General features: G+C 38.7%; 24 protein-coding genes and 1 tRNA gene. 12 read left to right on the top strand and 13 right to left on the bottom strand.

Going from position 1 to position 23,527, the window contains the following annotated elements; translation table 11 throughout:
- Positions 1-3: 3 nt before the first annotated feature.
- From hemA to QAP06_RS06235, 8 genes are all read right to left on the bottom strand, one after another.
- Positions 4-1,353 (bottom strand): glutamyl-tRNA reductase, encoded by a 1,350-nt coding sequence (hemA, locus tag QAP06_RS06270; RefSeq protein WP_286465482.1) that lies wholly within the window; start codon positions 1,351-1,353, stop codon positions 4-6.
- Positions 1,353-2,276 (bottom strand): polyprenyl synthetase family protein, encoded by a 924-nt coding sequence (locus tag QAP06_RS06265; protein WP_286465481.1) that lies wholly within the window; start codon positions 2,274-2,276, stop codon positions 1,353-1,355. The genes hemA and QAP06_RS06265 overlap by 1 nt, the downstream gene beginning before the upstream one ends.
- Positions 2,277-2,285: 9 nt before the next feature.
- Positions 2,286-2,681 carry a hypothetical protein gene (locus QAP06_RS06260; RefSeq protein WP_286465480.1) on the bottom strand — a complete coding sequence of 132 codons (396 nt, stop codon included), beginning with the start codon at positions 2,679-2,681 and terminating at the stop codon, positions 2,286-2,288.
- The gene (locus tag QAP06_RS06255; protein WP_001206044.1) at positions 2,674-2,958 is read right to left on the bottom strand and encodes a DUF2018 family protein; all 285 of its coding nucleotides are present in this window, start codon (positions 2,956-2,958) and stop codon (positions 2,674-2,676) included. Before QAP06_RS06255 ends, QAP06_RS06260 begins: the two co-directional genes overlap by 8 nt.
- 21 nt (positions 2,959-2,979) lie before the next feature.
- A complete protein-coding gene (dps, locus tag QAP06_RS06250) occupies positions 2,980-3,414 on the bottom strand; it encodes a DNA starvation/stationary phase protection protein (RefSeq protein WP_286465478.1) in 435 nt (144 codons plus the stop codon).
- Between the two features lie 223 nt (positions 3,415-3,637).
- The gene (gene flgS / locus QAP06_RS06245) at positions 3,638-4,783 is read right to left on the bottom strand and encodes an acid survival sensor histidine kinase (RefSeq protein WP_140528291.1); all 1,146 of its coding nucleotides are present in this window, start codon (positions 4,781-4,783) and stop codon (positions 3,638-3,640) included.
- Entirely contained in the window at positions 4,780-5,097 is a 318-nt protein-coding gene (locus QAP06_RS06240) for a hypothetical protein (RefSeq protein ID WP_286465477.1), read from the bottom strand. The genes flgS and QAP06_RS06240 overlap by 4 nt, the downstream gene beginning before the upstream one ends.
- A complete protein-coding gene (locus tag QAP06_RS06235) occupies positions 5,094-6,122 on the bottom strand; it encodes a flagellar basal body P-ring protein FlgI (protein WP_286465476.1) in 1,029 nt (342 codons plus the stop codon). The genes QAP06_RS06240 and QAP06_RS06235 overlap by 4 nt, the downstream gene beginning before the upstream one ends.
- A gap of 188 nt (positions 6,123-6,310) precedes the next feature.
- Here QAP06_RS06235 and QAP06_RS06230 point away from each other — a divergent pair, with 188 nt between their 5' ends.
- Genes QAP06_RS06230 through QAP06_RS06220 form a run of 3 tightly spaced genes read left to right on the top strand, consistent with a single transcriptional unit; the run spans position 6,311 to position 9,444 of the window.
- Complete coding sequence (locus tag QAP06_RS06230; protein ID WP_286465475.1) at positions 6,311-7,789, top strand: DEAD/DEAH box helicase; 1,479 nt, start codon at positions 6,311-6,313, stop codon at positions 7,787-7,789.
- A 20-nt stretch (positions 7,790-7,809) separates the two neighbouring features.
- Complete coding sequence (locus QAP06_RS06225; protein ID WP_001121047.1) at positions 7,810-8,898, top strand: prohibitin family protein; 1,089 nt, start codon at positions 7,810-7,812, stop codon at positions 8,896-8,898.
- Positions 8,899-8,904: 6 nt separating this feature from the next.
- Positions 8,905-9,444 carry a DUF2393 domain-containing protein gene (locus QAP06_RS06220; protein ID WP_286465474.1) on the top strand — a complete coding sequence of 180 codons (540 nt, stop codon included), beginning with the start codon at positions 8,905-8,907 and terminating at the stop codon, positions 9,442-9,444.
- A 38-nt stretch (positions 9,445-9,482) separates the two neighbouring features.
- On the opposite strand, the gene QAP06_RS06215 is transcribed toward QAP06_RS06220, so the two are convergent.
- The 3 genes from QAP06_RS06215 to QAP06_RS06205 all read right to left on the bottom strand — a co-directional run bounded on the left by QAP06_RS06215 (position 9,483) and on the right by QAP06_RS06205 (position 12,245).
- Positions 9,483-11,033 (bottom strand): dipeptide ABC transporter ATP-binding protein, encoded by a 1,551-nt coding sequence (locus QAP06_RS06215; protein WP_286465473.1) that lies wholly within the window; start codon positions 11,031-11,033, stop codon positions 9,483-9,485.
- A gap of 9 nt (positions 11,034-11,042) precedes the next feature.
- Positions 11,043-12,065, bottom strand: coding sequence for an ABC transporter permease (locus tag QAP06_RS06210; RefSeq protein WP_286465472.1), 1,023 nt, complete (start codon positions 12,063-12,065; stop codon positions 11,043-11,045).
- A 104-nt stretch (positions 12,066-12,169) separates the two neighbouring features.
- A tRNA-Ala gene (locus QAP06_RS06205) sits at positions 12,170-12,245 on the bottom strand.
- Between the two features lie 163 nt (positions 12,246-12,408).
- On the opposite strand from QAP06_RS06205, the gene hopF reads away from it, so the two are divergent.
- From hopF to xseA, 7 genes are all read left to right on the top strand, one after another.
- Complete coding sequence (hopF, locus tag QAP06_RS06200) at positions 12,409-13,851, top strand: Hop family outer membrane protein HopF (RefSeq protein WP_286465471.1); 1,443 nt, start codon at positions 12,409-12,411, stop codon at positions 13,849-13,851.
- Positions 13,852-13,863: 12 nt separating this feature from the next.
- Positions 13,864-15,297 (top strand): Hop family outer membrane protein HopG, encoded by a 1,434-nt coding sequence (gene hopG, locus QAP06_RS06195; RefSeq protein WP_286465470.1) that lies wholly within the window; start codon positions 13,864-13,866, stop codon positions 15,295-15,297.
- Positions 15,298-15,395: 98 nt separating this feature from the next.
- The gene (gene purA / locus QAP06_RS06190; RefSeq protein WP_286465469.1) at positions 15,396-16,631 is read left to right on the top strand and encodes an adenylosuccinate synthase; all 1,236 of its coding nucleotides are present in this window, start codon (positions 15,396-15,398) and stop codon (positions 16,629-16,631) included.
- Positions 16,628-17,056, top strand: coding sequence for a flagellar export protein FliJ (locus QAP06_RS06185; protein WP_286465468.1), 429 nt, complete (start codon positions 16,628-16,630; stop codon positions 17,054-17,056). Before purA ends, QAP06_RS06185 begins: the two co-directional genes overlap by 4 nt.
- Positions 17,049-17,708 carry a MotE family protein gene (locus QAP06_RS06180; protein WP_286465467.1) on the top strand — a complete coding sequence of 220 codons (660 nt, stop codon included), beginning with the start codon at positions 17,049-17,051 and terminating at the stop codon, positions 17,706-17,708. The genes QAP06_RS06185 and QAP06_RS06180 overlap by 8 nt, the downstream gene beginning before the upstream one ends.
- On the top strand, positions 17,708-18,754 hold the full coding sequence (gene rseP, locus QAP06_RS06175; protein WP_286467603.1) for an RIP metalloprotease RseP: 1,047 nt from the start codon (positions 17,708-17,710) through the stop codon (positions 18,752-18,754). Before QAP06_RS06180 ends, rseP begins: the two co-directional genes overlap by 1 nt.
- 12 nt (positions 18,755-18,766) lie before the next feature.
- The gene (xseA, locus tag QAP06_RS06170) at positions 18,767-20,029 is read left to right on the top strand and encodes an exodeoxyribonuclease VII large subunit (protein ID WP_286465466.1); all 1,263 of its coding nucleotides are present in this window, start codon (positions 18,767-18,769) and stop codon (positions 20,027-20,029) included.
- Between the two features lie 35 nt (positions 20,030-20,064).
- On the opposite strand, the gene QAP06_RS06165 is transcribed toward xseA, so the two are convergent.
- Together QAP06_RS06165 and QAP06_RS06160 are read right to left on the bottom strand one after the other, a co-directional pair.
- Entirely contained in the window at positions 20,065-21,201 is a 1,137-nt protein-coding gene (locus QAP06_RS06165) for a DNA methyltransferase (RefSeq protein WP_286467588.1), read from the bottom strand.
- A gap of 10 nt (positions 21,202-21,211) precedes the next feature.
- Positions 21,212-21,826 (bottom strand): hypothetical protein, encoded by a 615-nt coding sequence (locus QAP06_RS06160; protein ID WP_286465465.1) that lies wholly within the window; start codon positions 21,824-21,826, stop codon positions 21,212-21,214.
- 182 nt (positions 21,827-22,008) lie between these two features.
- Between QAP06_RS06160 and QAP06_RS06155 the strand changes: the two genes are divergently transcribed.
- Complete coding sequence (locus tag QAP06_RS06155) at positions 22,009-22,704, top strand: BsaWI family type II restriction enzyme (protein ID WP_286467586.1); 696 nt, start codon at positions 22,009-22,011, stop codon at positions 22,702-22,704.
- Positions 22,701-23,459, top strand: a complete 759-nt coding sequence (locus tag QAP06_RS06150; protein ID WP_286465464.1) for a DNA-methyltransferase — start codon at positions 22,701-22,703, stop codon at positions 23,457-23,459. Before QAP06_RS06155 ends, QAP06_RS06150 begins: the two co-directional genes overlap by 4 nt.
- Positions 23,460-23,527 lie beyond the last annotated feature (68 nt).

The raw sequence follows: 23,527 nt of genomic DNA, 5'->3' as shown, positions 1-23,527 counted from the left end.
GCATTATTCCTCGTAATATTCGCATTTATAGAGATTCAAATTCTGAGCATGGTTAGCGTTAGATTTGTCCAAATTAAACAGGTTTTTAATCGCGCCCACAAGCACATCGGATTCTTCTTTTTGAGCGTTCTTTTTTAAGGCGATGGTAGGGTGGTGTAAAAAAGTATTGAAAGCGTTGTGTAAGATCTTTTCAATGTTGCTTTCGTATTCTTTAGGCACATAGCGTTTTTTAAGTGCTTTTTGCAATTCTTTTTGGGCTGAAATCCTAGCCAATTCCCTTAAATCCTTAATTACAGGCTCTACTTCTAAACTTTGGATCCATTGGTAAAATTCCATTGTGGCAAGCCCTACAATCTCATAAGCTTTCGTCCTGCTCTCTTGCCTGTTTTCCACATTTCCTCTTACCATAGGCTCTAAATCATCCACGCTGTATAAGAAAATATTATTGAATACCGGCTTTTCAATATTTCGTGGCACGGCTAAATCAAACCAAAAACGCCTGAAAATCGTTTCTTTTAACATGCGATTTTGCACGATAAAATGCGGCGAAGAAGTGGCGCAAAAAAGCAGTTCGTATTCATTGATATAAGCGTTTAAATTTTCTATATTTTGAAAGCTCACTTTTTTAGGCTCTTCTAATTCTTTGATGAAATCTTCAAATTTAGCCGCATCACGCCCTAAGACAAGCGTTTCAAATTGCTTGTTTAAAAGGTGCTTGATGACTAATTGAGCCATCTCGCCAAGCCCTATCACAAGGGCTTTTTTATCCTTAATCCTTTCTTTTTCAAAAATATTAAGCGCTTCTTTGACCGCCACTGAAGAGATGGAAACCCCTTGTTTTGAAATGCCGGTTAGATTGCGCACTTTAGCGGCGCATTTGAAAGCAAAATGGAGCAATCGGGTTAAATCTTTGGAGCAAAATTTCTCTTCAAAAGCGAATTTATAGGCGTTCTTCATCTGCCCTGTGATTTGAGTTTCCCCCACTACTAGGCTATCCAAACTGCTGCACACGCTAAAGACATGATGGACTGCACTTTCATCAACGCTCATTAAAGCGCATTTTTCTAAATCAGACACGCTCATTTTTTTATTTTGAGCCAAAATCTTTAATAGTGCGCTTTTTTGTTCATTAGTATTAGCGCCGTGTTTCAGGCTCGCATAGATTTCAAAGCGATTGCATGTGGATAACACCATGCACTCTTTGATGTTAGGGCAGTGGGTTTTAATGGTTTGTAAAAATTCTTTAAGCGTTGCGTTCGAATTGATAGCGAGTTTTTCTCGCATTTCTAAGCTCATGCTTTTATGCGTAAAGGCTAGGGTGAAATATTTTGACAAATGAGTTTCTAACTCCATTAAAAAGTCCTATAAATGACATCTTGCGCTAGTTTTTCTAAAATCAAATTGTTTTCCCCTTTAATGGCTTCAAGGGCCTTTTTAGAATAAACTTGAGCGATTTTAAGGGTTTCTTCTATGATACCATATTGCTTGAATTTTTCCTTAGTCCATTCTATGATTTCATGGCTATCTTGTTTAAAATAAGAAATTAAAAGCCCTTGTTCATGTTGATTTAATTTTTCATATAAAAGCAAGTAGGGTAAAGTGGTTTTGCCTTCTTTAAAATCGCTAAAATTGGGCTTACCTAGAGTTTTGGCGTCTTGAGTGATGTCTAATAAATCGTCAATGATTTGAAACGCCATGCCAAAATTTAATCCAAAATCCGCATACATTTTGGCGTCTTTATTTAAAAGAATCGCCATGCTCTTTAAGCTCGCTTCTATGAAATGAGCGGTCTTGTCTTCTAAAATGCGCCAGTATTTTTGTTTGTCGCTATTGAAACATTCCCCCACAAACACATCTTCAATCTCACCCCTAGAGAGCCTTAAAACCGCATTAGAGAGGGCTTGAGCGATGGATTCACCCATTTTAGACAATTCAAAAAAGGCTTTAGAATAAAACACATCTCCAAGCATCACAGCGTTAAAATTACCAAAAAGAGCGTTAATGCTAGGGAGTTTTCGGCGCATGGTCGCTTTGTCAATCACATCATCATGCAATAAAGAAGCGGTCTGTATCATTTCTACAATCGCGCACAAATTGAGTGCTTTATCTAATAAAGTAGCGTTTGTTTTTTCATTCAATAAAGCGAGCATGAGTTTGGAGCGCAACATTTTTGAAGGGCCGATCTTAGAAAACAATTCGTCTATAAAGCCGCTTTCTATTTCTTTGATCCAAGAAGCGATCTTATTTTGAATGGTTTTAAGTTGTTTTTCTTGCATGCAAATTCCTTAAGGCTCTTTAGGAGAAAAAACAAGGGGCATAAGGGCCAAAAGCCTTAAAGCGGCTTTATCTTCTTTAAAATCTTTAAACACAAGCGACAGAGTGCTGTTAGAAGAAAATTTTTCTTCAAAAACTTTGAGGTTATAGGTGTTTCTCGCATGATCGGTGTATAAAATAAACTGGTAAGGGAAATGGTTAAAACGCATGTTGATGACTAAACCTTTATTTGCATATAGCGTCCAATAGAGTGTGATTTCTTTGGTTTGTTCGTTTGAAGTGTCTTTGATAACGGTTCTAAACACTTCATCTTTTTTTAATTCTAGCGTTTTATCTATCCCATAATCAAGCCCAAACGCCTTTAAAAAAAAGAGGAATATCAAGCCATAGCGGATAAGCTCATTCATTCCCGCTGAGAATATTCGCCATGGATTGGATCACAATGTCTGTTTTTCTGCTTTCTATTTTTTGTTGCAACTCTTCATCTATTCTTAAAGCTTTAGCGAAAGATTCAAACTTTTCTTCCAAGTCTTCTTTTTCTATAAAAGTTTCCAAAAGAGCCAGAAGCTCTAAAAGCCTTTCTAGCTCTTTTTTAGAAAGCTTTTTACTCGCATGAAAAATAATGTCATTCCACTTGTCTAAGGGGTTTCCCTCAAAAATTTCAAGCTCGCTGTAATCTCTCATGCTGGGCTTCTTTTTGATAGCTTAAGCCAAATGGGCTTGCAACATCCAAATGGATTTTTGCAACTTGACCAATTGATCGTCCGCATAAGTTACGGTGACTTTATCGCCTTCTTTTTCAGCGGTGTTAGAGAGCTCTTTAAATTCTTTTTCTAGGTGTTTGTAGTCCTCTAGAATTTCTTTAAAGATGTCTTTAGAGTGGAAGCTCGTTTTAGTTTCTTCTTTAACACGAGTGAGTTTGAGCGCTTCGGTTAAAGTGACTAGAGGGTGGTGTCCTAATTGAACGATCCTTTCAGCGAGATCATCAAACATGTCCGCAAACTCTTCATAAATTTCTTCAGTGGCTTTATGCACATTGAAAAAATCGGTGCCTTTCACGTTCCAATGGAAGTTATGCACTTTCATAAACAACACGATCGCATCCGCTTGCAAATGTTTTAAAATTTCAAATGTTTTCATCAAAAGTCCTTTTTTTTAAAATTGTTTTAGGCTTTTATTTTCATAAAAACCTTGATCGCTATCCTACACCAAAAGAGTTAATAAAAAATTTTTTTGATCTTATTTTTGTCAAATATTGATAAACCCTATTCAATTTAATATTATTTAATATTTTTAAAATTTTGTTTTATAGTAAAACTCATTTTTGTAAAACTCATTTTTTAAGGGGGGATAATTATCAAAATTAAGAAGCGTTAAGAATTTTAATTTCAAAGGTTTTTTCTTGATTTTCTAATAGCACGATGCTCCCTTCATGGGCTTTAACCACTTGTAAAGACAGGGCTAACCCTAAGCCGTTACCCTTCAATTTAGTGGTTTCAAAAGGCTCAAATAAAGCGCTTTTGTTTTCCACTTCCTTGCCATTATCAATAACGGTGAAGACGATAAATTCATTTTGAATGAACGCTTCAATCTTCACTTGACCCTGTTCGCTCTCTTCTAAGGCTTCAATCGCATCAATGGCGTTATACAAGAAATTTTGCAGCACAATCCCCATTAAATCAAAGTCAAAAAACCCTTCTTCATCGCTAAAATTAAAAAGAAAATCAATGTCTTTAGAGTAAGTGTAGCAATTTAGGGCTTCTTTGAGATCGCTCTCTAGCGTTTTTAAACTTTGCTTGGTGCGGTTGGCTTGAATGCCTTTAGAAAAAAGCAAGGTGGCTTTAATGATTCTTTCCACGCGCCATAAAGCTTTTTGCAATTCTACAACAATGGGCTTAGTCTTTTCGTTCGCATGCTTTAATAACACCGAAGCTAAAAGAGAGATAGAGCCTACAGGGTTTCTGATCTCATGGGCTAAATGCGCTGAGATTTTCCCCATAGAAGCGAGCCGCTCTTGGCGTTTTTGAGCGCTAATATCGGTTGCGGTGATGATTTGCTTGCCTTGAATGCTGTTTTGCTGGACTAAATAGCTTTTATTTTCATGTTCAATTTCGGTGTTAAAATTTTCTAATTTAGCCTTATTGAACACCTCATGGCTTTGATTGGCTAGAGAATTTTTATAAAAAAAGCTCCCGTTTTCATTCATCACCCAAATGGCTTGCGGTAAAATCTCTATGACCCACTCATAAAGGGCTTTATAATCCTTAAATTCCTTTTCTACCTTGTAGCTTTGTAAAATAAATTGGTTTAAAAGCCCCAGCAATTCTTGCATGTCTTTTTTGTTGGAAAAATTTTCTAATAGATCTTCGCTCTCTTTGGGTTTAAAATTTTCTAATGAAATCACATTATTTTCGTTTTCCAACAACCCCTTGAAAGAAGAAGCCTTATCAGAGCGTTTCAAAGGGGAGTTTTTTAAATAAGGGCGTTTCAAGCGCTTGGATTTTTTCATGGTTTTTGTTTTTCTTGCTCTTTTAAGAAATTAAACAGCATTTCGCTATAACCAAAATTCCCGCTCAATTCTTTAGAAAGCGTGTCCTTATACATGGACGCATAAATTTCATCGCCTGGGGCTTTAGGATACAAAGGGTTATCCATTTTCATAGTGCTATCTAGCATGAATTTTAAAAGCAACGCTTCAAAAGAATCGGTTTGTTCTTTGAGGAGCTTGTCGTTTTTAGTTTGAGCCAGCGCTTTTAATTTCTCTTCGCTCGCTAATTTAGAAACGTTGTATTGCTCTAACATGGCTTTATTGTTGTTTATCATAGTATCTCCATTTCAGCGCTAATCGCGCCGCTTTTTTTTAGGGCTTGCAAGATGGAAACCATCCCCTTAGCGCTCACGCCGATTTTTTGTAAGGCTTTTACCACCCCGGCAATGGTGATGTTTTTCCCGTTAGAACTCAGCGTGTTATGAGCGGTGTCTAAGGACATGTTGTTGTCTAAATCTTGCGTGTTTTTAGAGTCATTTAAAGGCTCTTTAGTGATTTTAAGCGTGATGTCTTGGCTTGTAACCACTATAGGATGCACTATTATATCCACTCCTGAAACGATCGTGCCTGATTTTTCATCTACAATGATCTTATTTTTCGCGCTGTAATTAATGGGGATTTCTTGCACTAAGGCTAAAAACTCCACCATAGAAAGACGCTCTGGGCGAGTGATTTGAATGGTTTTGGGATCTAGTGCTATGGCTACTTTATTGCCAAACACCTTATTTAAAGTGTTTTGCACTTGGATAGCGTTTTTAAAATTGGGGTTTTTCAGGCTTAAAGTCATGGCGTTTTTATGGAACAAATCATACGAAACTTCCCTTTCAATAGTCGCTCCGTTGATGATATTGGCTGAGAGCAAGTTACTAGAATTGCCCGAAACGATAGCCCCTTGAGCGAGGGCGTAAATATTCCCATCTACCGCATTTAAAGGGGTCATCACCAAAGTCCCTCCTTGAATGGATTTTGCATCCCCAATAGAAGAAATTTGAACATCAATTTTATCGCCCTGTCTTGCAAAGGGGGGTAAGGAGGCTGTAATCATCACTGCAGCGACATTTTTAGATTTAATATCATCTGCAGAGATTTTGACATTCACGCTCTCTAGCATGTTAGAAATGGATTGCATGGTGAATTTTGAGCCGGACTTATCCCCTGTGCCATTTAAGCCAATCACAAGCCCATAACCAATCAGCTGGTTATCCCTTACGCCCACCACGCTCGCTATATCGCCTATTTTTTCGGCCAAAAGCTTGTGAAAGGCTAATACAAAAATAAGCCATAAAAACACCCGTTTCAATCAAACCCTTTCTTATTCCCTAAATTCTAATTATTTTAGCATAAGCCTTTTATAAAAACTTTAAACCTAATTGAGCGCATTTTTATGCTATACTCAAAAATCTTATAAACTTTAAATCAAAGATTTTAATTTTAGCCTTTTATTAGCTTTTTATAAAGTTTCAAATTAAATTGAGGTATGAATCTCCCATGGAATTTAATCAACCACCACTCCCTACAGAAATTGATGATGACGCTTATCATAAGCCTAGTTTTAATGATTTGGGCTTGAAAGAATCGGTTTTAAAATCCGTTTATGAAGCCGGTTTCACTTCCCCAAGCCCCATTCAAGAAAAGGCCATTCCGGCTGTTTTGCAAGGCCGAGATGTCATCGCACAAGCCCAAACAGGCACAGGAAAAACCGCCGCTTTCGCTCTGCCCATTATCAACAACCTTAAAAACAACCACACCATAGAGGCCTTAGTGATCACGCCCACCAGAGAATTAGCCATGCAAATTAGCGATGAGATTTTCAAATTGGGCAAACACAATAGAACTAAAACCGTGTGCGTGTATGGAGGCCAGAGCGTTAAAAAACAATGCGAATTCATTAAGAAAAACCCCCAAGTGATGATCGCTACACCAGGAAGATTGCTCGATCACTTAAAAAACGAACGCATCCATAAATTTGTGCCTAAAGTGGTCGTTTTAGATGAAAGCGATGAAATGCTGGATATGGGGTTTTTAGACGATATTGAAGAGATTTTTGACTACCTCCCTAGCGAAGCGCAGATTTTGCTTTTTTCAGCCACGATGCCAGAGCCGATTAAAAGACTAGCGGATAAGATTTTAGAAAACCCTATTAAAATCCATATCGCCCCTTCTAATATCACTAACACTGACATCACCCAACGCTTTTATGTGATCAATGAGCATGAGAGGGCTGAAGCGATCATGCGCCTTTTAGACACTCAAGCACCTGAAAAGAGTATCGTTTTCATGCGCACTAAAAAAGAAGCCGATGAATTGCACCAATTCCTTGCTTCTAAAAATTACAAAAGCACCGCCTTGCATGGGGATATGGATCAAAGGGATCGCCGCTCTTCTATCATGGCGTTTAAAAAAAATGACGCTGATGTGTTGGTGGCTACAGATGTGGCGAGCCGTGGGCTAGATATTAGCGGTGTAAGCCATGTGTTTAATTACCACTTGCCCCTAAACACCGAGAGCTATATCCATCGCATTGGGAGAACCGGGCGAGCGGGCAAAAAAGGCATGGCGATCACTTTAGTAACCCCCTTAGAATACAAAGAACTTTTACGCATGCAAAAAGAAATTGATTCAGAGATTGAACTTTTTGAAATCCCCACCATCAACGAAAATCAGATCATCAAAACCTTGCATGACGCTAAAGTGTCTGAAGGGATCATCAGCCTTTATGAACAGCTTACCGAAATTTTTGAGCCGTCTCAATTGGTTTTAAAACTTTTGAGTTTGCAGTTTGAAACCAGCAAAATTGGTTTAAACCAACAAGAAATTGATGCGATTCAAAACCCTAAAGAAAAAACGCCAAAAACCCCTAACAAAAAAACGCACCCGCATGAACAAGCGCGTTCTTTCAAAAAGGGTCAGCACAGGGACAGACACCCTAAAACAAACCACCATTCTAAAAAACCCAAACGCCGTTAAAATATTTAAAAAGGAAATTCATGCCCATTGATTTGAACGAACATTTAAAAAAGAAAAATCCTCAAAGAGAAAACCCAACGCCCAACACGCCTAATAATGGGGGGCGTTTCATTCCGCCGTCTAACTCTTTTAATTCTAAAAAACTATCGGTTTTAATCGTCATTGTCCTTTTAGGCGTTATCGCTTTTTTGGCCAAGCCTTTTGAAGTGATTAGCTCAGGAGAAATTGGCATTAAGATCACCGCCGGGAAATACGAACCCACCCCCTTACAGCCAGGAATCCACTTTTTTGTGCCTATCATTCAAGACATTCTCATTGTAGATACAAGGATCAGGAATATCAATTTTTCACGCACCGAAGACATGGGCGTGGCGGGTAAAAACCAAGGGATTTTTAGAAACGACGCTATTAATGTGATGGATAGTAGGGGTTTGACCGTTTCTATTGAACTCACCGTGCAATACCGCCTAAACCCTCAAACCACCCCCCAAACGATCGCTACTTATGGCTTATCTTGGGAGCAAAAAATCATCAACCCTGTGGTGCGCGATGTGGTGCGATCTGTCGTGGGGCGCTATCCGGCTGAAGATTTACCCATTAAGCGCAATGAAATCGCCGCTCTTATTAATAGCGGTATCAATAAAGAAGTTTCTAAGCTCCCCAACACCCCTGTGGAATTAAGCTCTATCCAATTGAGAGAAATCGTCTTACCCGCTAAGATTAAAGAGCAAATTGAAAAAGTCCAAATCGCGCGCCAAGAATCAGAAAGGGTGAAATACGAGGTGGAGCGCTCCAAGCAAGAAGCTCAAAAACAAGCCGCTTTGGCTAAAGGGGAAGCGGACGCCAACAGGATTAAGGCTCAAGGCGTGGCGGATGCGATCGTGATTGAGGCTAAGGCAAAATCTCAAGCCAATTTAAGCATTTCGCAAAGCCTGAGCGACAAGCTTTTAAGGCTACGCCAAATTGAAGTTCAAGGCCAGTTTAATGAAGCGTTAAAAACGAACAACAACGCTCAAATCATGCTCACTCCAGGTGGGGCTGTGCCTAATATTTGGATTGACACTAAAAGCAAGGTTAAATCTAGTATTGCCGAGACTAAAGAGCCTTAAAAACGCATGGCATCTCTTGCCTTTATCCAAGCTTTTTTAGAGTCTTTTAAGGGATTTTTAAGCCAAGCGACTTTAATTAGCGTTTTAATAGCGAGCGTTTTAATCCTTTTTTGCGCGGTTTTGCTCCTTTTGGCTCTGCTTTTGAGAAACCGCTGGGTTAGTTATATAGCAACAGCAGCTTTTTTGGGCGCGTTTTTAAGCATGCCTTTTGTTTTGAAGGTTTTACTCACTCAAGCGATTTACCCCATAGAAACACGCATCTTACACGCTAACCCTTTAAGTTATAGCAATGCTTTTTCTTTGCAAGTGGGAGTCAAAAACAATTCCAAATTTACTTTAAACAAATGCGTTTTACGCCTAGAAGTGCTTAAAAACCCTCACAATTTTGTAGAAGAGCATGCGTTTAAATGGTTTGTCAAAAAAAGCTATGAAAAAACCTTTAAAGAAAGGATTTTGCCTGAAGAATCCAAGGTCTTTTCATTCTTCATTGACAACTACCCTTATTTAAAAACAGCCCCCTATCAAGTTTCCTTGTTTTGTTCATAGAAAAAAGCGATTAAAAACGCTTAAAGGCATGAATTTTTTTAAAGCCTGGATTCCAACAAACGCTTCGTATAAGCGTGTTTAGGGTTGTCAAACACTTCTTTAATAGCACCCATTTCTACGACTTTCCCCTCACTTATCACTAACACCTTATCGCAAAACGCTTTGATCACATCTAAATCATGGCTGATAAACAAATAGCTCAGATCCTGCTTTTCTTGTAAATCCAACAACAATTCCAACACGCTTTTTTGAATGCTTTTATCTAAAGCAGAGGTGGGCTCATCTAAAAGAATGATTTTAGGCTTTAAAGCAATCGCTCTAGCGATCGCCACTCTTTGGCGCTCCCCACCGCTGAGTTCATAAGCGTAAAAGTTAAGCAATTCAGGGTTTAAGCACACTTCTTCTAAGCAAAGTTTTGCGAGATGGTGCCATTCTTTTTTGGAAGCTTTAGGGTAAGCAAAGCGCAAAGCTTCTGTTAAAATGCTTTGAATGCTTAAGCGAGGGTTTAACGATGCGTAAGGGTCTTGAAACACCATTTGCAAAATCTTGCGGTAGGGTTTGAACGCCTTAGAATTTAAAAGCCCCACGCTTTGGCCTAAAATCTTTTCTTCCCCGCTATTTAAAGCGAGCTTTAAAAGCCCCAACGCTAAAGAGCTTTTCCCGCTCCCGCTTTCGCCAATGATGCCGATGTTTTCTTTAGCTTTGAGGGAAAAATTGACTGATGCGATAAGGGGCTTTTTTAAAGAAGACCTAAAAAAGCGTTTTTGCAAGTAATAAACGCTAAAATCTTTCACCTCTAAAAGCGTCTCGTCTAGCGCTTTTAAATTTTTAGCGGGCAAGTTTGAAGCTTGAATCAAGAGTTTTGAATATTCGTGCTTAGGGTCATTAAAAAGCTCTTCAGTCAAATTGGTTTCTACTATCTCGCCTTTTTTTAGCACATAAACCCTATCAGCCAAGCGTTTGACTGCTTTCAAATCATGGCTAATGAATAAAAGGGCGATGTTTTTTTCTGCGCTCAATTGCTTGAGCAAGTCTAAAATCTGGTTTTGGATTTGCGCATCTAGCGCGGTGGTAGGCTCATCGCAAATGAGCAGTTTGGGCGCATTAATAATGCCCATAGCGATACACACCCTTTGGTGCTGCCCTCCGCTCAACTCATAAGGGTAACGATCCAAAAATTTTTCATCTAATTGGACTTGTTTCATGGCGTTTGAAACTTTTTCTTTAAGGAGCGTTTGAGAAGCGTTTTTGTGGTGTAAAAAATAGGCTTCACTCATTTGCTTGCCGATTTTATGCAAGGGGTTTAGGCTGGATAGGGGGTCTTGAGCGATGTAAGCGATCGCATTCCCCCTTAAATGCTGCATAAATTCTTCGCTTTCTTTTAAAAGGTTGGTTGTTTCAAACAGCACTTCGCCATTATGGGGCTTGAATCTGGGGTTTAAACGCATGATAATATTAGCGATAGAGCTTTTCCCGCTCCCGCTCTCGCCCACGATCGCCACCCTTTCGCTAGGATTTAACGAAATATTGATGTTTTGGAGCGAAAAATGCGCGTTTAAAACGCAATTCAAGTTTTTGATTTCTAGCATGTAACCCCCTTATTTGAGCATGTTAGCGTTGAAAGCATCGCGCACCCCTTCGCCAATGAACACCAAAACAGAAAGCAACAAGCTAATGGCTACAAACGCAACGATGGCTAAATGGGGCGTGGTGAGATTATCCTTGCCTTGATTGACTAATTCGCCCAAACTCGCACTCCCTATAGGCATGCCAAAACCTAAGAAATCCAAAGACACTAAAGTAGAAATACTAGCCGCCATTAAAAACGGCACATAAGTGATTGTTGCCACTAAAGCGTTGGGTAAAACATGGTAGAAAATGATTTTTAAATCATTCACCCCAAGCGCTCTAGCGGCTTTGGTGTAGTCCATGTTCCTTGCTTTTAAAAACTCCGTGCGCACGACTTGAGAAAGCCCCATCCAACTAAAGAGCAAGACTAAAAATAAAATGATCCAGAAATTAGAATTAAATGCACTAGAAATCACAATGAGTAAAAAAAGCATAGGGATCGCACTCCAAATCTCGCTCAACCTTTGCCCCACTAAATCAATTAAGCCTCCATAATACCCCTGAAACGCTCCCAAACTCACGCCAATAAGAACGCTAAAAAGGGTGAGTAAAATCCCAAACACTAACGAAACACGATAGCCATAAACCAGTCTGGCTAACACATCTCTGGCTTGATCATCTGTGCCTAAAAGGTGCTTGAAGCTTGGGGGGGTGGGGGCAGGCGAGTCTAAATCCATAATGATCGTATCGTAGTTATAAGGGATGAGCGCATGGATGATGAAAGCGTCTTTTAAAAGCGTGTTTTGCACATAAGGATCGTTATAGTCCGTAGGGGTGAAAAAATCGCCTCCAAACTCCACTTCCGCATAGTTTTTAAACATAGGGAAATACGCCTTATTATCTTTATAGATGAATAAGGGGCGATCATTGACCCATAAGGGGGCTAAAAGAGAAAGCGCTAATAAAGCGATAAAAAGATAGAGTGAAAACACCGCCCGCTTATTCTTTTTAAAACTAAGAATGCGCATTTTAAACAAACTGCTCACGCTCAAACTCCCTTGATGAAAAACAATTCCTAAGATTATAATTAATTATGGGTAATACTAGCAAGAAAATGGGTTTGATCCATAAAGAAAGAGGATAAGCGTAATAATAATGGTGGAGTGTAGGGGGTTCGAACCCCTGACCTCAACGCTGCCAGCGTTGTGCTCTCCCAACTGAGCTAACACCCCAATAAAATTAAGCGATCATTATAACATTTTGCTTAAAAGATGTCAATTTGATGCTTTTTTGAAACGCTTAATAGCAAATTAAGAATGATTATCTTAAAATTAGAAAGTTTCTTTTATGGATTAAGTAAAATCACTTATCAAAGCCAAAGCAAAAAGGATATTTTTGAAAAACCACTCCTTTAAAAAAACGATCGCTCTTTCCTTACTAGCGAGCATGTCTTTGTGTAACGCTGAAGAAGATGGGGCGTTTTTTGTCATAGATTATCAAACGAGTTTGGCCAGACAGGAATTGAAAAATCCAGGCTTCACTCAAGCGCAAGAATTAAAGCAGTTGATTAGAGATGGGGCTGTGAGGTTGCAAACTTCTGCCATTCCCTTATCCTACTACTTGGATATTTTAGGGAATAAAACAAAAACTCTTTTGAGTGAAAGCATGAAAGGCAATGCGCAAGCATCACAGCAAAACGCACAACCAAACCAAGCCTTAGTCAATTTAGAGCAATCTCTAGGGATTTTAGGAAAACTATTAGATCTATCCCAACAATACGCTAATCAGGGTGTCATTAAGCCTTTGGTGGTGGATGTAGGGAAAGAGCAAATCGGTATCACTGATAGCATGCTCTCAGTGGCTCAAAACATCGTTTTAGCTTTAGGGCAAGTGGATTTGAGCAAAATCCAACAAAACAATAACAGACAGCTATACGAAAACATTGTGAAAGTCATGCTTTTAGGCGCGGACGGGACTAATGGAGCGTATAATGGCGTGAGTGTGGGCGATATTGCCACAGGCATGCAAAATTTTTCTTCGCAAACGGGCTTGATAGGGGCTAATTCTACGGTTGGCGAACTCAACGCTTTGATCAAGAGCGGGATTTCTTTAGATCGTGAGACTTTGGGGTTAGGGAGTTTTATTGAAAAAAATATTTGTAGCAGTGCATCGCCTTGTTTTACTGGGAGTCAGCTTATCTATAAGAAAGGGCTAGACAGAGTCATAGGCATCATCAATACGAGCTTGAATCAGTTTGAATATTCGGCTAGTTCTCTTTATAAGATTTCTTATATCCCTAACCTCTTTTCGCTCAAAGATTACCAGTCAGCGAGCATGAACGGCTTTGGGGCTAAGATGGGTTATAAACAATTTTTCACCCATAAGAAAAATATTGGCTTAAGGTATTACGGGTTTTTAGATTACGGCTATGCGAATTTTGGCGATACGAATTTAAAAGTGGGAGCGAATCTTGTTACTTATGGGGTAGGAACGGATTTTTTATACAATTTCTTTGAACGCTCCAGAAGAAGGGAAAGGACTGCGATCGGTCTTTTCTTTGGTGCTCAAATTGCAGGGCAAACTTGGAGTACTAATGTAACGAACTTGTTGAGCGGGCAAAGGCCTGATGTCAAGTCCAGTTCGTTCCAATTCTTGTTTGATTTGGGCTTGCGCACCAACTTTGCAAAAACCCATTTCAATAAGCACAAGCTAGACCAAGGGATAGAATTTGGGGTGAAAATCCCTGTTATCGCTCATAAATATTTTGCAACCCAAGGCTCAAGCGCGAGCTATATGAGGAATTTTAGCTTCTATGTGGGCTATTCAGTCGGTTTTTAAGGAAGGCTCTTGATGAAAAACACCAATACAAAAGAGATAAAGAATACAAGAATGGAAAAAGGTTATAGTCAATACCACGCGCTTAAAAAGGGGCTTTTAAAAACCGCTCTGCTTTTTAGCCTTCCTTTAAGCATGGCGTTAGCTGAAGACGATGGCTTTTACATGGGAGTGGGCTATCAAATCGGCGGCGCGCAACAAAATATCAATAACAAAGGCAGCACCTTAAGGAATAATGTCATTGATGATTTCCGCCAAGTGGGCGTGGGTATGGCAGGGGGTAATGGGCTTTTAACCTTAGCGACAAACACGACCATGGACGCTCTTTTAGGGATAGGCAATCAAATTGTCAATACTAATACAACTGTTGGCAACAACAACGCAGAGTTAACCCAGTTTAAAAAAATACTCCCCCAAATTGAGCAACGCTTTGAAACGAATAAAAACGCTTATAGCGTTCAAGCCTTGCAAGTGTATTTGAGTAATGTGCTTTATAACTTGGTTAATAACAATAATAATAACGGCAGTAATAATGGAGTCGTTCCTGAATATGTAGGGATTATAAAAGTTCTCTATAATTCTCAAAGTGAATTCAGTCTCTTAGCCACGGAGAGTGTGGCGCTTTTAAACGCGCTTACAAGAGTGAATCTAGATAGTAATTCGGTGTTTTTAAAAGAACTCTTAGCCCAAATGCAGCTTTTTAATGACACTTCTTCAGCAAAACTAGGCCAGATCGCAGAAAGCTTGAATAAGAGCGGTGGTGCAGGATCGATGCTTCAATCAATGCTCCAAAAGGATGTGAAAACCATCTCGGATCGAATCGCTACTTACCAAGAGAATCTAAAACAGCTAGGAGGAATGCTAAATAATTACGATGAGCCATACCTACCCCAATTTGGGCCAGGCACAAGCTCTCAGCATGGGGTTATTAATGGCTTTGGCATTCAAATGGGCTATAAGCAATTTTTTGGGAGAAAGAGGAATATAGGCTTACGGTATTACGCTTTCTTTGATTATGGCTTTACGCAATTGGGCAGTCTTAGCAGCGCTGTTAAAGCGAATATCTTTACTTATGGCGCTGGCACAGACTTTTTATGGAATATCTTTAGAAGGGTTTTTAGCGATCAGTCCTTGAATGTGGGGGTGTTTGGAGGCATTCAAATAGCGGGTAACACTTGGGATAGCTCTTTAAGGAATCAAATTGAAAACTCGTTTAAAGAATACCCCACTCCCACGAATTTCCAATTTTTGTTTAATTTGGGCTTAAGGGCTCATTTTGCCAGCACCATGCACCGCCGGTTTTTGAGCGCGTCTCAAAGCATTCAGCATGGGATGGAATTTGGCGTGAAAATCCCGGCTATCAATCAAAGGTATTTGAAAGCGAATGGGGCTGATGTGGATTACAGGCGTTTGTATGCGTTCTATATCAATTACACGATAGGTTTTTAAGCTCTTTTTAGGGCTTATAAAGAGGCTTTTTACTTTTTTTTGGTATTCTAACAAGCTTTTAAACAATCCAATCTACTTTGTTTTAAGGATAATATTTTATGGCAGATGTCGTTGTGGGGATCCAGTGGGGAGATGAGGGGAAGGGAAAAATTGTTGATAGGATCGCTAAAGATTATGACTTTGTGGTGCGCTATCAAGGCGGGCATAATGCCGGGCATACCATTGTGCATAAGGGGGTTAAGCATTCTTTGCATTTAATGCCCTCAGGGGTTTTATACCCCAAATGCAAGAACATCATTTCTAGCGCGGTGGTCGTGAGCGTTAAGGATTTGTGCGAAGAAATCAGCGCGTTTGAGGATTTAGAAAATCGTTTGTTTATCAGCGACAGAGCCCATGTGATCTTGCCCTATCATGCCAAAAAAGACGCTTTTAAAGAAAAATCTCAAAACATCGGCACGACTAAAAAAGGCATAGGCCCTTGTTATGAGGATAAAATGGCCAGAAGCGGGATAAGAATGGGGGATTTATTAGACGATAAAATCTTAGAAGAAAAGCTAAACGCTCATTTCAAAGCTATTGAGCCTTTTAAAGAAGCGTATGATTTGGGCGAGGATTACGAAAAAGATTTGAGGGAATATTTTAAGACTTATGTTCCCAAAATTTGCCCCTTTATCAAAGACACGACAAGCATGCTGATAGAAGCGAACCAAAAGGGTGAAAAAATCCTATTAGAAGGGGCGCAAGGCACGCTTTTAGACATTGATTTAGGGACTTACCCTTTTGTAACAAGCTCTAACACCACGAGTGCTAGCGCATGCGTGAGCACCGGCTTAAACCCTAAAGCGATCAATGAAGTCATAGGCATCACAAAAGCCTACTCCACTCGTGTGGGTAATGGGCCTTTCCCTAGCGAAGATTCTACACCCATGGGCGATCATTTAAGGACTAAGGGTGCGGAGTTTGGCACGACAACCAAGCGCCCAAGGCGTTGCGGGTGGCTGGATTTGGTGGCTTTAAAATACGCTTGTGCTTTGAATGGTTGCACGCAATTAGCTTTAATGAAATTAGATGTTTTAGACGGGATTGATGCGATTAAGGTGTGCGTGGCTTATGAAAGAAAGGGCGAAAGATTAGAGGCTTTCCCTAGCGATTTGAAAGATTGCGTGCCGATTTATCAAACTTTTAAAGGCTGGGAAAAAAGCGTGGGCGTGAGAAAATTAGACGATTTAGAGCCAAACGCTAGAGAGTATGTTCGTTTCATTGAAAAAGAAGTGGGGGTGAAAATTGGCCTTATTTCTACAAGCCCTGAAAGAGAAGACACGATTTTTCTATGAAAAAATTCGCTTCTGTATTGGTGCAATTAAAAACCCTTGCGTTAGAAAAAATAGAGCAAAAGCTTGAAAGCAAGCGTTTAGAATTGCGGCAAAACGAGCGAGAAGTTTTGGACAAACAAGCCCAATTGAGCGCGTTTAAAAACCCTGAGTTGGGGGGAATGAGCCTTTTTTTACAAACCCAGCAATTAAAAAGCGCTCTAAGAATGGAGATAGAATATTGCCAACAAGAGGGCGAGAATTTAACTAAGGATTTAAAAGTTTTAGAAAAAGATTATCTTTTGGCTAACCAGGAATTAGAAAAAGCTAAAATCATTTTAGAAAATGAAAAGCGAAAAGAAAAGGAAATTTTGGAAAAAAAAGAGCAGGCTCTTTTAGACGAAAACGCCATGATTTTACACTGGCAAAAAGAGGGCTTGCATGCGTAAAATCTTGTTAATGGGTCTGATTTTACAAGCACTCTTTGGCGAAGAAGCCGCGCAAGAATTGTTGCAATGCTCTGCGATTTTTGAATCCAAAAAAGCCGAATTGAAAGACGATTTGCGCCGATTGAGCGAAAAAGAGCAGTCTTTAAGGATCTTACAAACCGAAAATGCACGCCTTTTAGACGAAAAAAACGATCTGTTAAACAAAAAAGAAAAAGAAGTGGAAGAAAAACTGAAAAAATTAGCCGCTAAAGAAGAAGCCTTTAAAACCTTACAAACGGAAGAAAAAAAACGCCTTAAAAATTTGATAGAAGAAAACGAAGGCATTTTAAGAGAAATCAAGCAGGCTAAAGACAGCAAGATTGGCGAGACTTACTCTAAAATGAAAGATTCTAAGTCCGCCTTGATTTTAGAAAATCTACCCACTCAAAACGCCTTAGAAATTTTAATGGCGCTAAAACCCCAAGAACTAGGTAAAATTTTAGCCAAAATGGATCCTAAAAAAGCGGCGGCTTTGACAGAGTTGTGGCAAAAACCCCCACGAGAAGATAAAGAAATCCCAAAAACCACAACGCCCACGCCCCCTATAGTGCCCACGCCTTCAAAAGAGCCGATGATAAAAGATCCTAACACCAAAGAGCCTGCAGGGGTATGATGTTTGTTATAGCAGTTTTAATGCTGGCGTTTTTAATCTTTGTCCATGAATTAGGGCATTTCACTATCGCTAGGATTTGTGGGGTCAAGGTAGAAGTGTTTAGCATTGGTTTTGGTAAAAAACTCTATTTTTTTAAGCTTTTTGGCACGCAATTCGCTTTGTCTTTGATCCCGCTTGGGGGCTATGTGAAATTAAAGGGCATGGATAAAGAAGAAAATGAAACGAATGAAAGCACGAATGATAGCTATGCGCAAAAAAGCCCTTTCCAAAAACTATGGATACTATTTGGGGGGGCGTTTTTTAATTTTCTTTTTGCGGTTTTAGTGTATTTTTTTCTGGCATTGGGTGGGGAAAAAGTCTTACTGCCTGTCATTGGCGATTTAGAAAAAAACGCGCTAGAAGCCGGGCTATTAAAGGGGGATAAAATCCTTTCTATCAACCACAAAAAAATAGCGAGTTTTAGAGAGATTAGAAGCGTAGTGGCGCGTTCTAGAGGCGAGTTGGTTTTAGAAATAGAGCGCAACCATCAGATTTTAGAAAAACGACTGACCCCTAAAATCGTGGCGGTGATAAGCGATTCTAACGATCCTAATGAAATGATCCGGTATAAAATCATAGGCATTAAACCGGACATGCAAAAAACAGGCATTGTTTCTTATTCCTTAATTCAGGCGTTCAAGCAGGCCTTGAGTCGGTTTAAAGAGGGCGTTGTTTTGATCGTGGATTCTTTAAAGCGTTTGATTATGGGGAGCGCTTCAGTTAAGGAATTGAGTGGGGTAATAGGCATTGTGGGGGCGTTAAGCCATGCCAATAGTTTGAGCATGCTTTTGTTGTTTGGGGCGTTTTTGTCTATCAATTTAGGGATTTTAAACTTACTACCCATTCCAGCCTTAGATGGGGCACAAATGCTAGGGGTTGTTTTTAAAAATATTTTTCATATCGCTTTGCCAACACCCATACAAAATGCGTTGTGGCTAGCGGGGGTGGGGTTTTTGGTTTTTGTCATGTTTTTAGGGCTTTTCAATGATCTCACTCGTTTGCTATAAAAGGGGGAGTTGGTGCATGTGTTGAGCGTGAGCGAAATCAATACGCAAATCAAAGCCCTTTTAGAAGTGACTTTTTTGCAAATTAGGGTTCAAGGGGAAGTGAGTAATTTGACTGTCCATAAGGTGAGCGGCCATGCGTATTTTTCGCTCAAAGACAGCCAGTCAGTTATTAAATGCGTGCTGTTTAAAGGGAACGCTAACAGGCTTAAATTCGCTTTAAAAGAAGGGCAGGAAGTGGTTGTTTTTGGGGGTGTTAGCGTGTATGTTCCAAGGGGGGATTATCAAATCAATTGCTTTGAAATAGAGCCTAAAGAGATAGGTTCATTAACCCTAGCTTTAGAGCAATTGAAAGAAAAATTACGCCTTAAAGGCTATTTTGATGAAGCCAATAAATTGCCCAAACCGCATTTTCCTAAACGAGTGGCAGTCATCACTTCTCAAAATTCAGCCGCTTGGGCGGACATGAAAAAGATCGCTTCCAAACGATGGCCGATGTGTGAATTGGTTTGCATCAATACTCTAATGCAAGGGGAGGGGTGCGTTCAAAGCGTGGTGGAGAGCATCGCTTATGCGGATAGTTTTCATGACACAAAAAACGCTTTTGATGCGATTGTAATGGCTAGGGGTGGGGGGAGCATGGAGGATTTGTATTCTTTCAATGATGAGAAAATCGCTGATGCATTGCATTTGGCTAAAACTTTCAGCATGTCAGCTATTGGGCATGAGAGCGATTTTTTATTGAGCGATTTGGTGGCGGATTTAAGGGCTTCTACGCCTTCAAATGCGATGGAGATTTTACTCCCCAATAGCGATGAATGGTTGCAAAGACTTGATGGGTTTAATGTGAAATTGCACCGCTCTTTTAAAACTTTGCTCCACCAAAAAAAGGCGCATTTAGAGCATTTAGCGGATTTTTTAAAACGATTGAGTTTTGAAAACAAGCACCATTTAAACACCTTAAAACTAGAGAAACTAAAAATCGCTTTAGAAAATAAAACCTTAGAATTTTTACGCTTTAAAAAAACGCTTTTAGAAAAAATCTCTACTCAAACATTAACAAGCCCTTTTTTACAAACTAAAACAGAGCGATTAAATAGGCTAGAGAATGCCCTTAAACTCGCTCATGCCAATTTGAAATTGCCCCAATTCGGGGTGTTGGTGAGCAAGAATAATCAAGCGATAGAATTAGAGGCATTAAAAAGGGGCGATAAAATTGAATTGAGTAATGAAAAAGCCAGAGCGAGCGCTGAAATTTTGAGCGTGGATAGGGTGTAGGGGTTTGAAAAATAATATTTAAAACGCTATTCGTTTTATCTTAAAATTTCGTATTCATGGCTTTTGATGATCTTTTCTAAACGCAACAGCATGATGTTTGAAATCGTGTTTTGATACCCCTTGTTTTTTAAAATGCTGGCAGCTTGCGGGTTATTTTTAATTTTTTCTTCTTTTTGGCACAAATAAAAAGACCAATTCAAATAATAATCCTTATTAACTTCTATAACCGCTTGCGCTGTTGTCCCACTGCCTGCAAAAAAATCTAAAATAATAGAATCTTTAGGGGTGGAGCATAGCAATAAATATTTAATCAATTCTACAGGTTTTGGTGTCTTAAAAAGCCCCTTTAATCCTAATTTTTCTAAATCTTTTGTGCCTTGTCGGCTATAAAAATCCAACACGCTCAAACAATTATCTTGCGATTCTTTTAGGTAATATTTTTCATAAGGGCGATTGTTCTTAAAAATAAGCCTGTTTTGATAATACAACTCCTTAAGCTTTTTATCGCTGCTCCACCCTCTGCTTTTTAAGGGTTCTAAAAAAAGATTGATTTCTTCTATCGCTACACTGCGTGGGTGTGAAGGCGTGGATAAATCTTTAGCGAAATAAATCTCACCTTTTTCATCCACTAAATTATAATTTTTTAAAAAATTAAAATGTTCTTTTTGAGATAACTCTTTGATTTGTTCTTTTAAGACAAGTTGGGCTTGATCTTGTCCTTTTTGTCTAAAAACATTCTTAATCGTTCGCATTAAATCTTTTAATGGTTTAGCATAAATGGGCAAAAGCGTTCGTAAGATTTTAAAACCAGGAGCGAACGCTTTATTTTTGGCGTAGCTTAAAACATATTCATGGGTAATATTGATATGTTTAGCGTTAGACCTTGTGGCTTGTTTAGTGATAAAAGTGCCTAAAAAATTGCGCGTTCCAAAAATTTCATTGGCAATGATTTTAACTTCAGCCATTTTATTATCATCTATAGAAATAAAAAGACAACCACTTTGTTTTAACACAGCCTTTGCTAAAATCAAATGTTCTTCAATCCATTTTTCATAGTCAGCATGATCGTCTTCATATTCAAAGTTAGAACTCTTGGTGTTATAAGGGGGGTCTATATAGATAGTTTGGATGCTTTCTTTTTCTATTCTTTTCAAACACTCCAAAGCCTCCATAATAAAAACTTTATGCAAGATGGTTTTCCCAAGAAAAACGACCAAACTTGAGATTAAAAAGATTGATAAGCTCTTGTTCTTTTGAATCAATGGGTTTCATTTTAGAATCAAATTCTTTGATTAATTTACTAACCCCTATCGTTTGAGTTGAACGCCTGCTCTCATTATGACACTCTTTTACTTTTTGTTCTAAATACAAGCCTATTTCGGGGTGCTTTCCATAAACAATGAATAAAAGATTAGAAATATTATTCCACACGCCCACAGCTAAAGTCGTTTTAATATCGCAAAAAACTTTGGCTTTTTCTAAAGTGGTGTCATTAAAAGTCGCACTCCAAGTCTTACTTTGAAAGGATACTTGTTTGATTTCTAAAAATTCATCGCTTGAACTTCTTTTGGCATCAAGACCATGCTTTTGAATATTGATAAGCTCATAATCTAAATATAGAGCCACCATGCTGTCTCTCAATTCATTCAAAAATGAATCGTTGTCATGTTTATTGTATTTATTTTGAATTTCTTCAATCGGCTTTAATGCCTGATAGCTTTCTGTAATGAAGTTTCTATCAATAGGTTCAAAGCACCCCTTATTAAAAAATCCTAAAGACTGATTTAAAAATTGCATATCTAGCCCTTTGATTAAACTCTGTCAATATTATTTTAGTGAAAATATATGATTCATTAGCAATACTTTTAAGCAGAATATCTAAAACTTGCATTTCATTTTTATCATAAGCTTGTTGAAACACCAGCCATTATCAAAAAATTTTGTATTATAATTTGATTGATTTGATTAAGGTGTTTGAATTGAGTTTGGCCGACATTATTTTAGAGCGTTTTAAAGATTTTATGAGAGAACAACCTGAACCTTACAAGTTTTTACAGGTTTTCTACACACAAGAAAAAGAGCGCTTTTTAAATGATAAAATGAACGATTATATTAAGCAAAATAAAAGCAAGGAAGAGGCTAGTATTTTGGCCAGACAAGGCTTTGTCAGCACCATAGGAAGGGTGTTAGAAAAAATCATAGAACTTTTATTAAAAGATTTTTGTATTAAAAACAATGTAAAAATGACGAACGATAAAATCTTAAGGGCTAAACGCATTAATGGCGAGCTGGATAGAGTCAAACGGGCTTTATTGGTGCATTTTGGAGAGTATAGCGTTTTACCTGATGGGGATATTATTCTTTATCAAACCAACAAGGATAATATCAAAATCCTAGCGATCTTGTCGGTAAAAAATTCGTTTAGAGAGCGTTTCACCGAAACGCCTTATTGGAAATTAAAACTCTTACAATCGCCCATAACTTCTCACATTAGAGTCTTTATGATAACGCCGGATAATGATGATGAAATCAGTTTTAAAGACAAGCCTAAAAAAGCCAGGATCGTCATGGAGCATGAATTAGATGGTCTCTATTTAGCCAAAAGCCATTTTGATCAAAGCTCTAAGATTAAGGGTATAGAAAACTTGTTAGAAGATTTAAAAAGGCTTTTATGAAACCTTATTTCAGTTTGGAAAAATTGGATTTATACCATGGCGATGCCAGCGTTTTAGAGACTTTTGAAAAAGGTTTTTATGATTTATGCATCACTTCACCGCCCTATAATTTGAGTATTGAATATCAAGGGAGTAATGATTTTAGGGCTTATGATGATTATTTGAATTGGTGTAAAAATTGGCTTAAAAATTGTTATTTTTGGGGTAAGGAACAGGCGAGATTGTGCTTGAATGTCCCTTTAGATACGAATAAACATGGCAAGCAAAGTTTGGGGGCTGATATTACTATAGTGGCTAAAGAATGCGGTTGGAAATACCAAAATACGATCATTTGGAATGAAAGCAATATTTCAAGACGCACCGCTTGGGGGAGTTGGCTGCAAGCTAGCGCACCCTATGCGATCGCTCCTGTGGAGTTGATTGTTGTTTTTTATAAAAACGAATACAAACGAAAAAAACAAACTTCTACAATGAGTAAAGAGGAATTTTTACTCTACACGAACGGGCTTTGGAATTTTAGCGGTGAATCCAAAAAGCGCTTAAAGCACCCAGCCCCATTCCCAAGGGAATTACCCAGGCGTTGCATCCAATTGTTTTCTTTTTTAGAAGACACGATTTTTGATCCTTTTAGCGGATCTGGCACGACTATTTTAGAGGCCAACGCTTTAGGGCGTTTTAGCGTGGGTTTAGAGATTGAAAAAGAATATTGCGAGTTGTCTAAAAAGCGTATTTTAGAGAGTTTGTCATTAATGTGAGCGTTTTAAAAACCTTTGAGGGTTAAAATAGTGTAAAATAGTAAAGATTTTAAAACTCAAAAAGGATT

This window comes from Helicobacter pylori (assembly GCF_030323545.1).
Classification (GTDB): domain Bacteria; phylum Campylobacterota; class Campylobacteria; order Campylobacterales; family Helicobacteraceae; genus Helicobacter; species Helicobacter pylori_CO.
This window is presented reverse-complemented; position numbering and strand designations above follow the sequence as displayed.

What these genes read in the sequence shown, in the direction of transcription:
- hemA (WP_286465482.1), bottom strand. Translation starts at nt 1,353, where the DNA reads ATGGAGTTAGAAACTCATTTGTCAAAATATTTCACCCTAGCCTTTACG.
- QAP06_RS06265 (WP_286465481.1), bottom strand. Translation starts at nt 2,276, where the DNA reads ATGCAAGAAAAACAACTTAAAACCATTCAAAATAAGATCGCTTCTTGG.
- QAP06_RS06260 (WP_286465480.1), bottom strand. Translation starts at nt 2,681, where the DNA reads ATGAATGAGCTTATCCGCTATGGCTTGATATTCCTCTTTTTTTTAAAG.
- QAP06_RS06255 (WP_001206044.1), bottom strand. Translation starts at nt 2,958, where the DNA reads ATGAGAGATTACAGCGAGCTTGAAATTTTTGAGGGAAACCCCTTAGAC.
- dps (WP_286465478.1), bottom strand. Translation starts at nt 3,414, where the DNA reads ATGAAAACATTTGAAATTTTAAAACATTTGCAAGCGGATGCGATCGTG.
- flgS (WP_140528291.1), bottom strand. Translation starts at nt 4,783, where the DNA reads ATGAAAAAATCCAAGCGCTTGAAACGCCCTTATTTAAAAAACTCCCCT.
- QAP06_RS06240 (WP_286465477.1), bottom strand. Translation starts at nt 5,097, where the DNA reads ATGATAAACAACAATAAAGCCATGTTAGAGCAATACAACGTTTCTAAA.
- QAP06_RS06230 (WP_286465475.1), top strand. Translation starts at nt 6,311, where the DNA reads ATGGAATTTAATCAACCACCACTCCCTACAGAAATTGATGATGACGCT.
- QAP06_RS06225 (WP_001121047.1), top strand. Translation starts at nt 7,810, where the DNA reads ATGCCCATTGATTTGAACGAACATTTAAAAAAGAAAAATCCTCAAAGA.
- QAP06_RS06220 (WP_286465474.1), top strand. Translation starts at nt 8,905, where the DNA reads ATGGCATCTCTTGCCTTTATCCAAGCTTTTTTAGAGTCTTTTAAGGGA.
- QAP06_RS06215 (WP_286465473.1), bottom strand. Translation starts at nt 11,033, where the DNA reads ATGCTAGAAATCAAAAACTTGAATTGCGTTTTAAACGCGCATTTTTCG.
- hopG (WP_286465470.1), top strand. Translation starts at nt 13,864, where the DNA reads ATGAAAAACACCAATACAAAAGAGATAAAGAATACAAGAATGGAAAAA.
- purA (WP_286465469.1), top strand. Translation starts at nt 15,396, where the DNA reads ATGGCAGATGTCGTTGTGGGGATCCAGTGGGGAGATGAGGGGAAGGGA.
- QAP06_RS06185 (WP_286465468.1), top strand. Translation starts at nt 16,628, where the DNA reads ATGAAAAAATTCGCTTCTGTATTGGTGCAATTAAAAACCCTTGCGTTA.
- QAP06_RS06180 (WP_286465467.1), top strand. Translation starts at nt 17,049, where the DNA reads ATGCGTAAAATCTTGTTAATGGGTCTGATTTTACAAGCACTCTTTGGC.
- rseP (WP_286467603.1), top strand. Translation starts at nt 17,708, where the DNA reads ATGTTTGTTATAGCAGTTTTAATGCTGGCGTTTTTAATCTTTGTCCAT.
- QAP06_RS06165 (WP_286467588.1), bottom strand. Translation starts at nt 21,201, where the DNA reads ATGGAGGCTTTGGAGTGTTTGAAAAGAATAGAAAAAGAAAGCATCCAA.
- QAP06_RS06160 (WP_286465465.1), bottom strand. Translation starts at nt 21,826, where the DNA reads ATGCAATTTTTAAATCAGTCTTTAGGATTTTTTAATAAGGGGTGCTTT.
- QAP06_RS06150 (WP_286465464.1), top strand. Translation starts at nt 22,701, where the DNA reads ATGAAACCTTATTTCAGTTTGGAAAAATTGGATTTATACCATGGCGAT.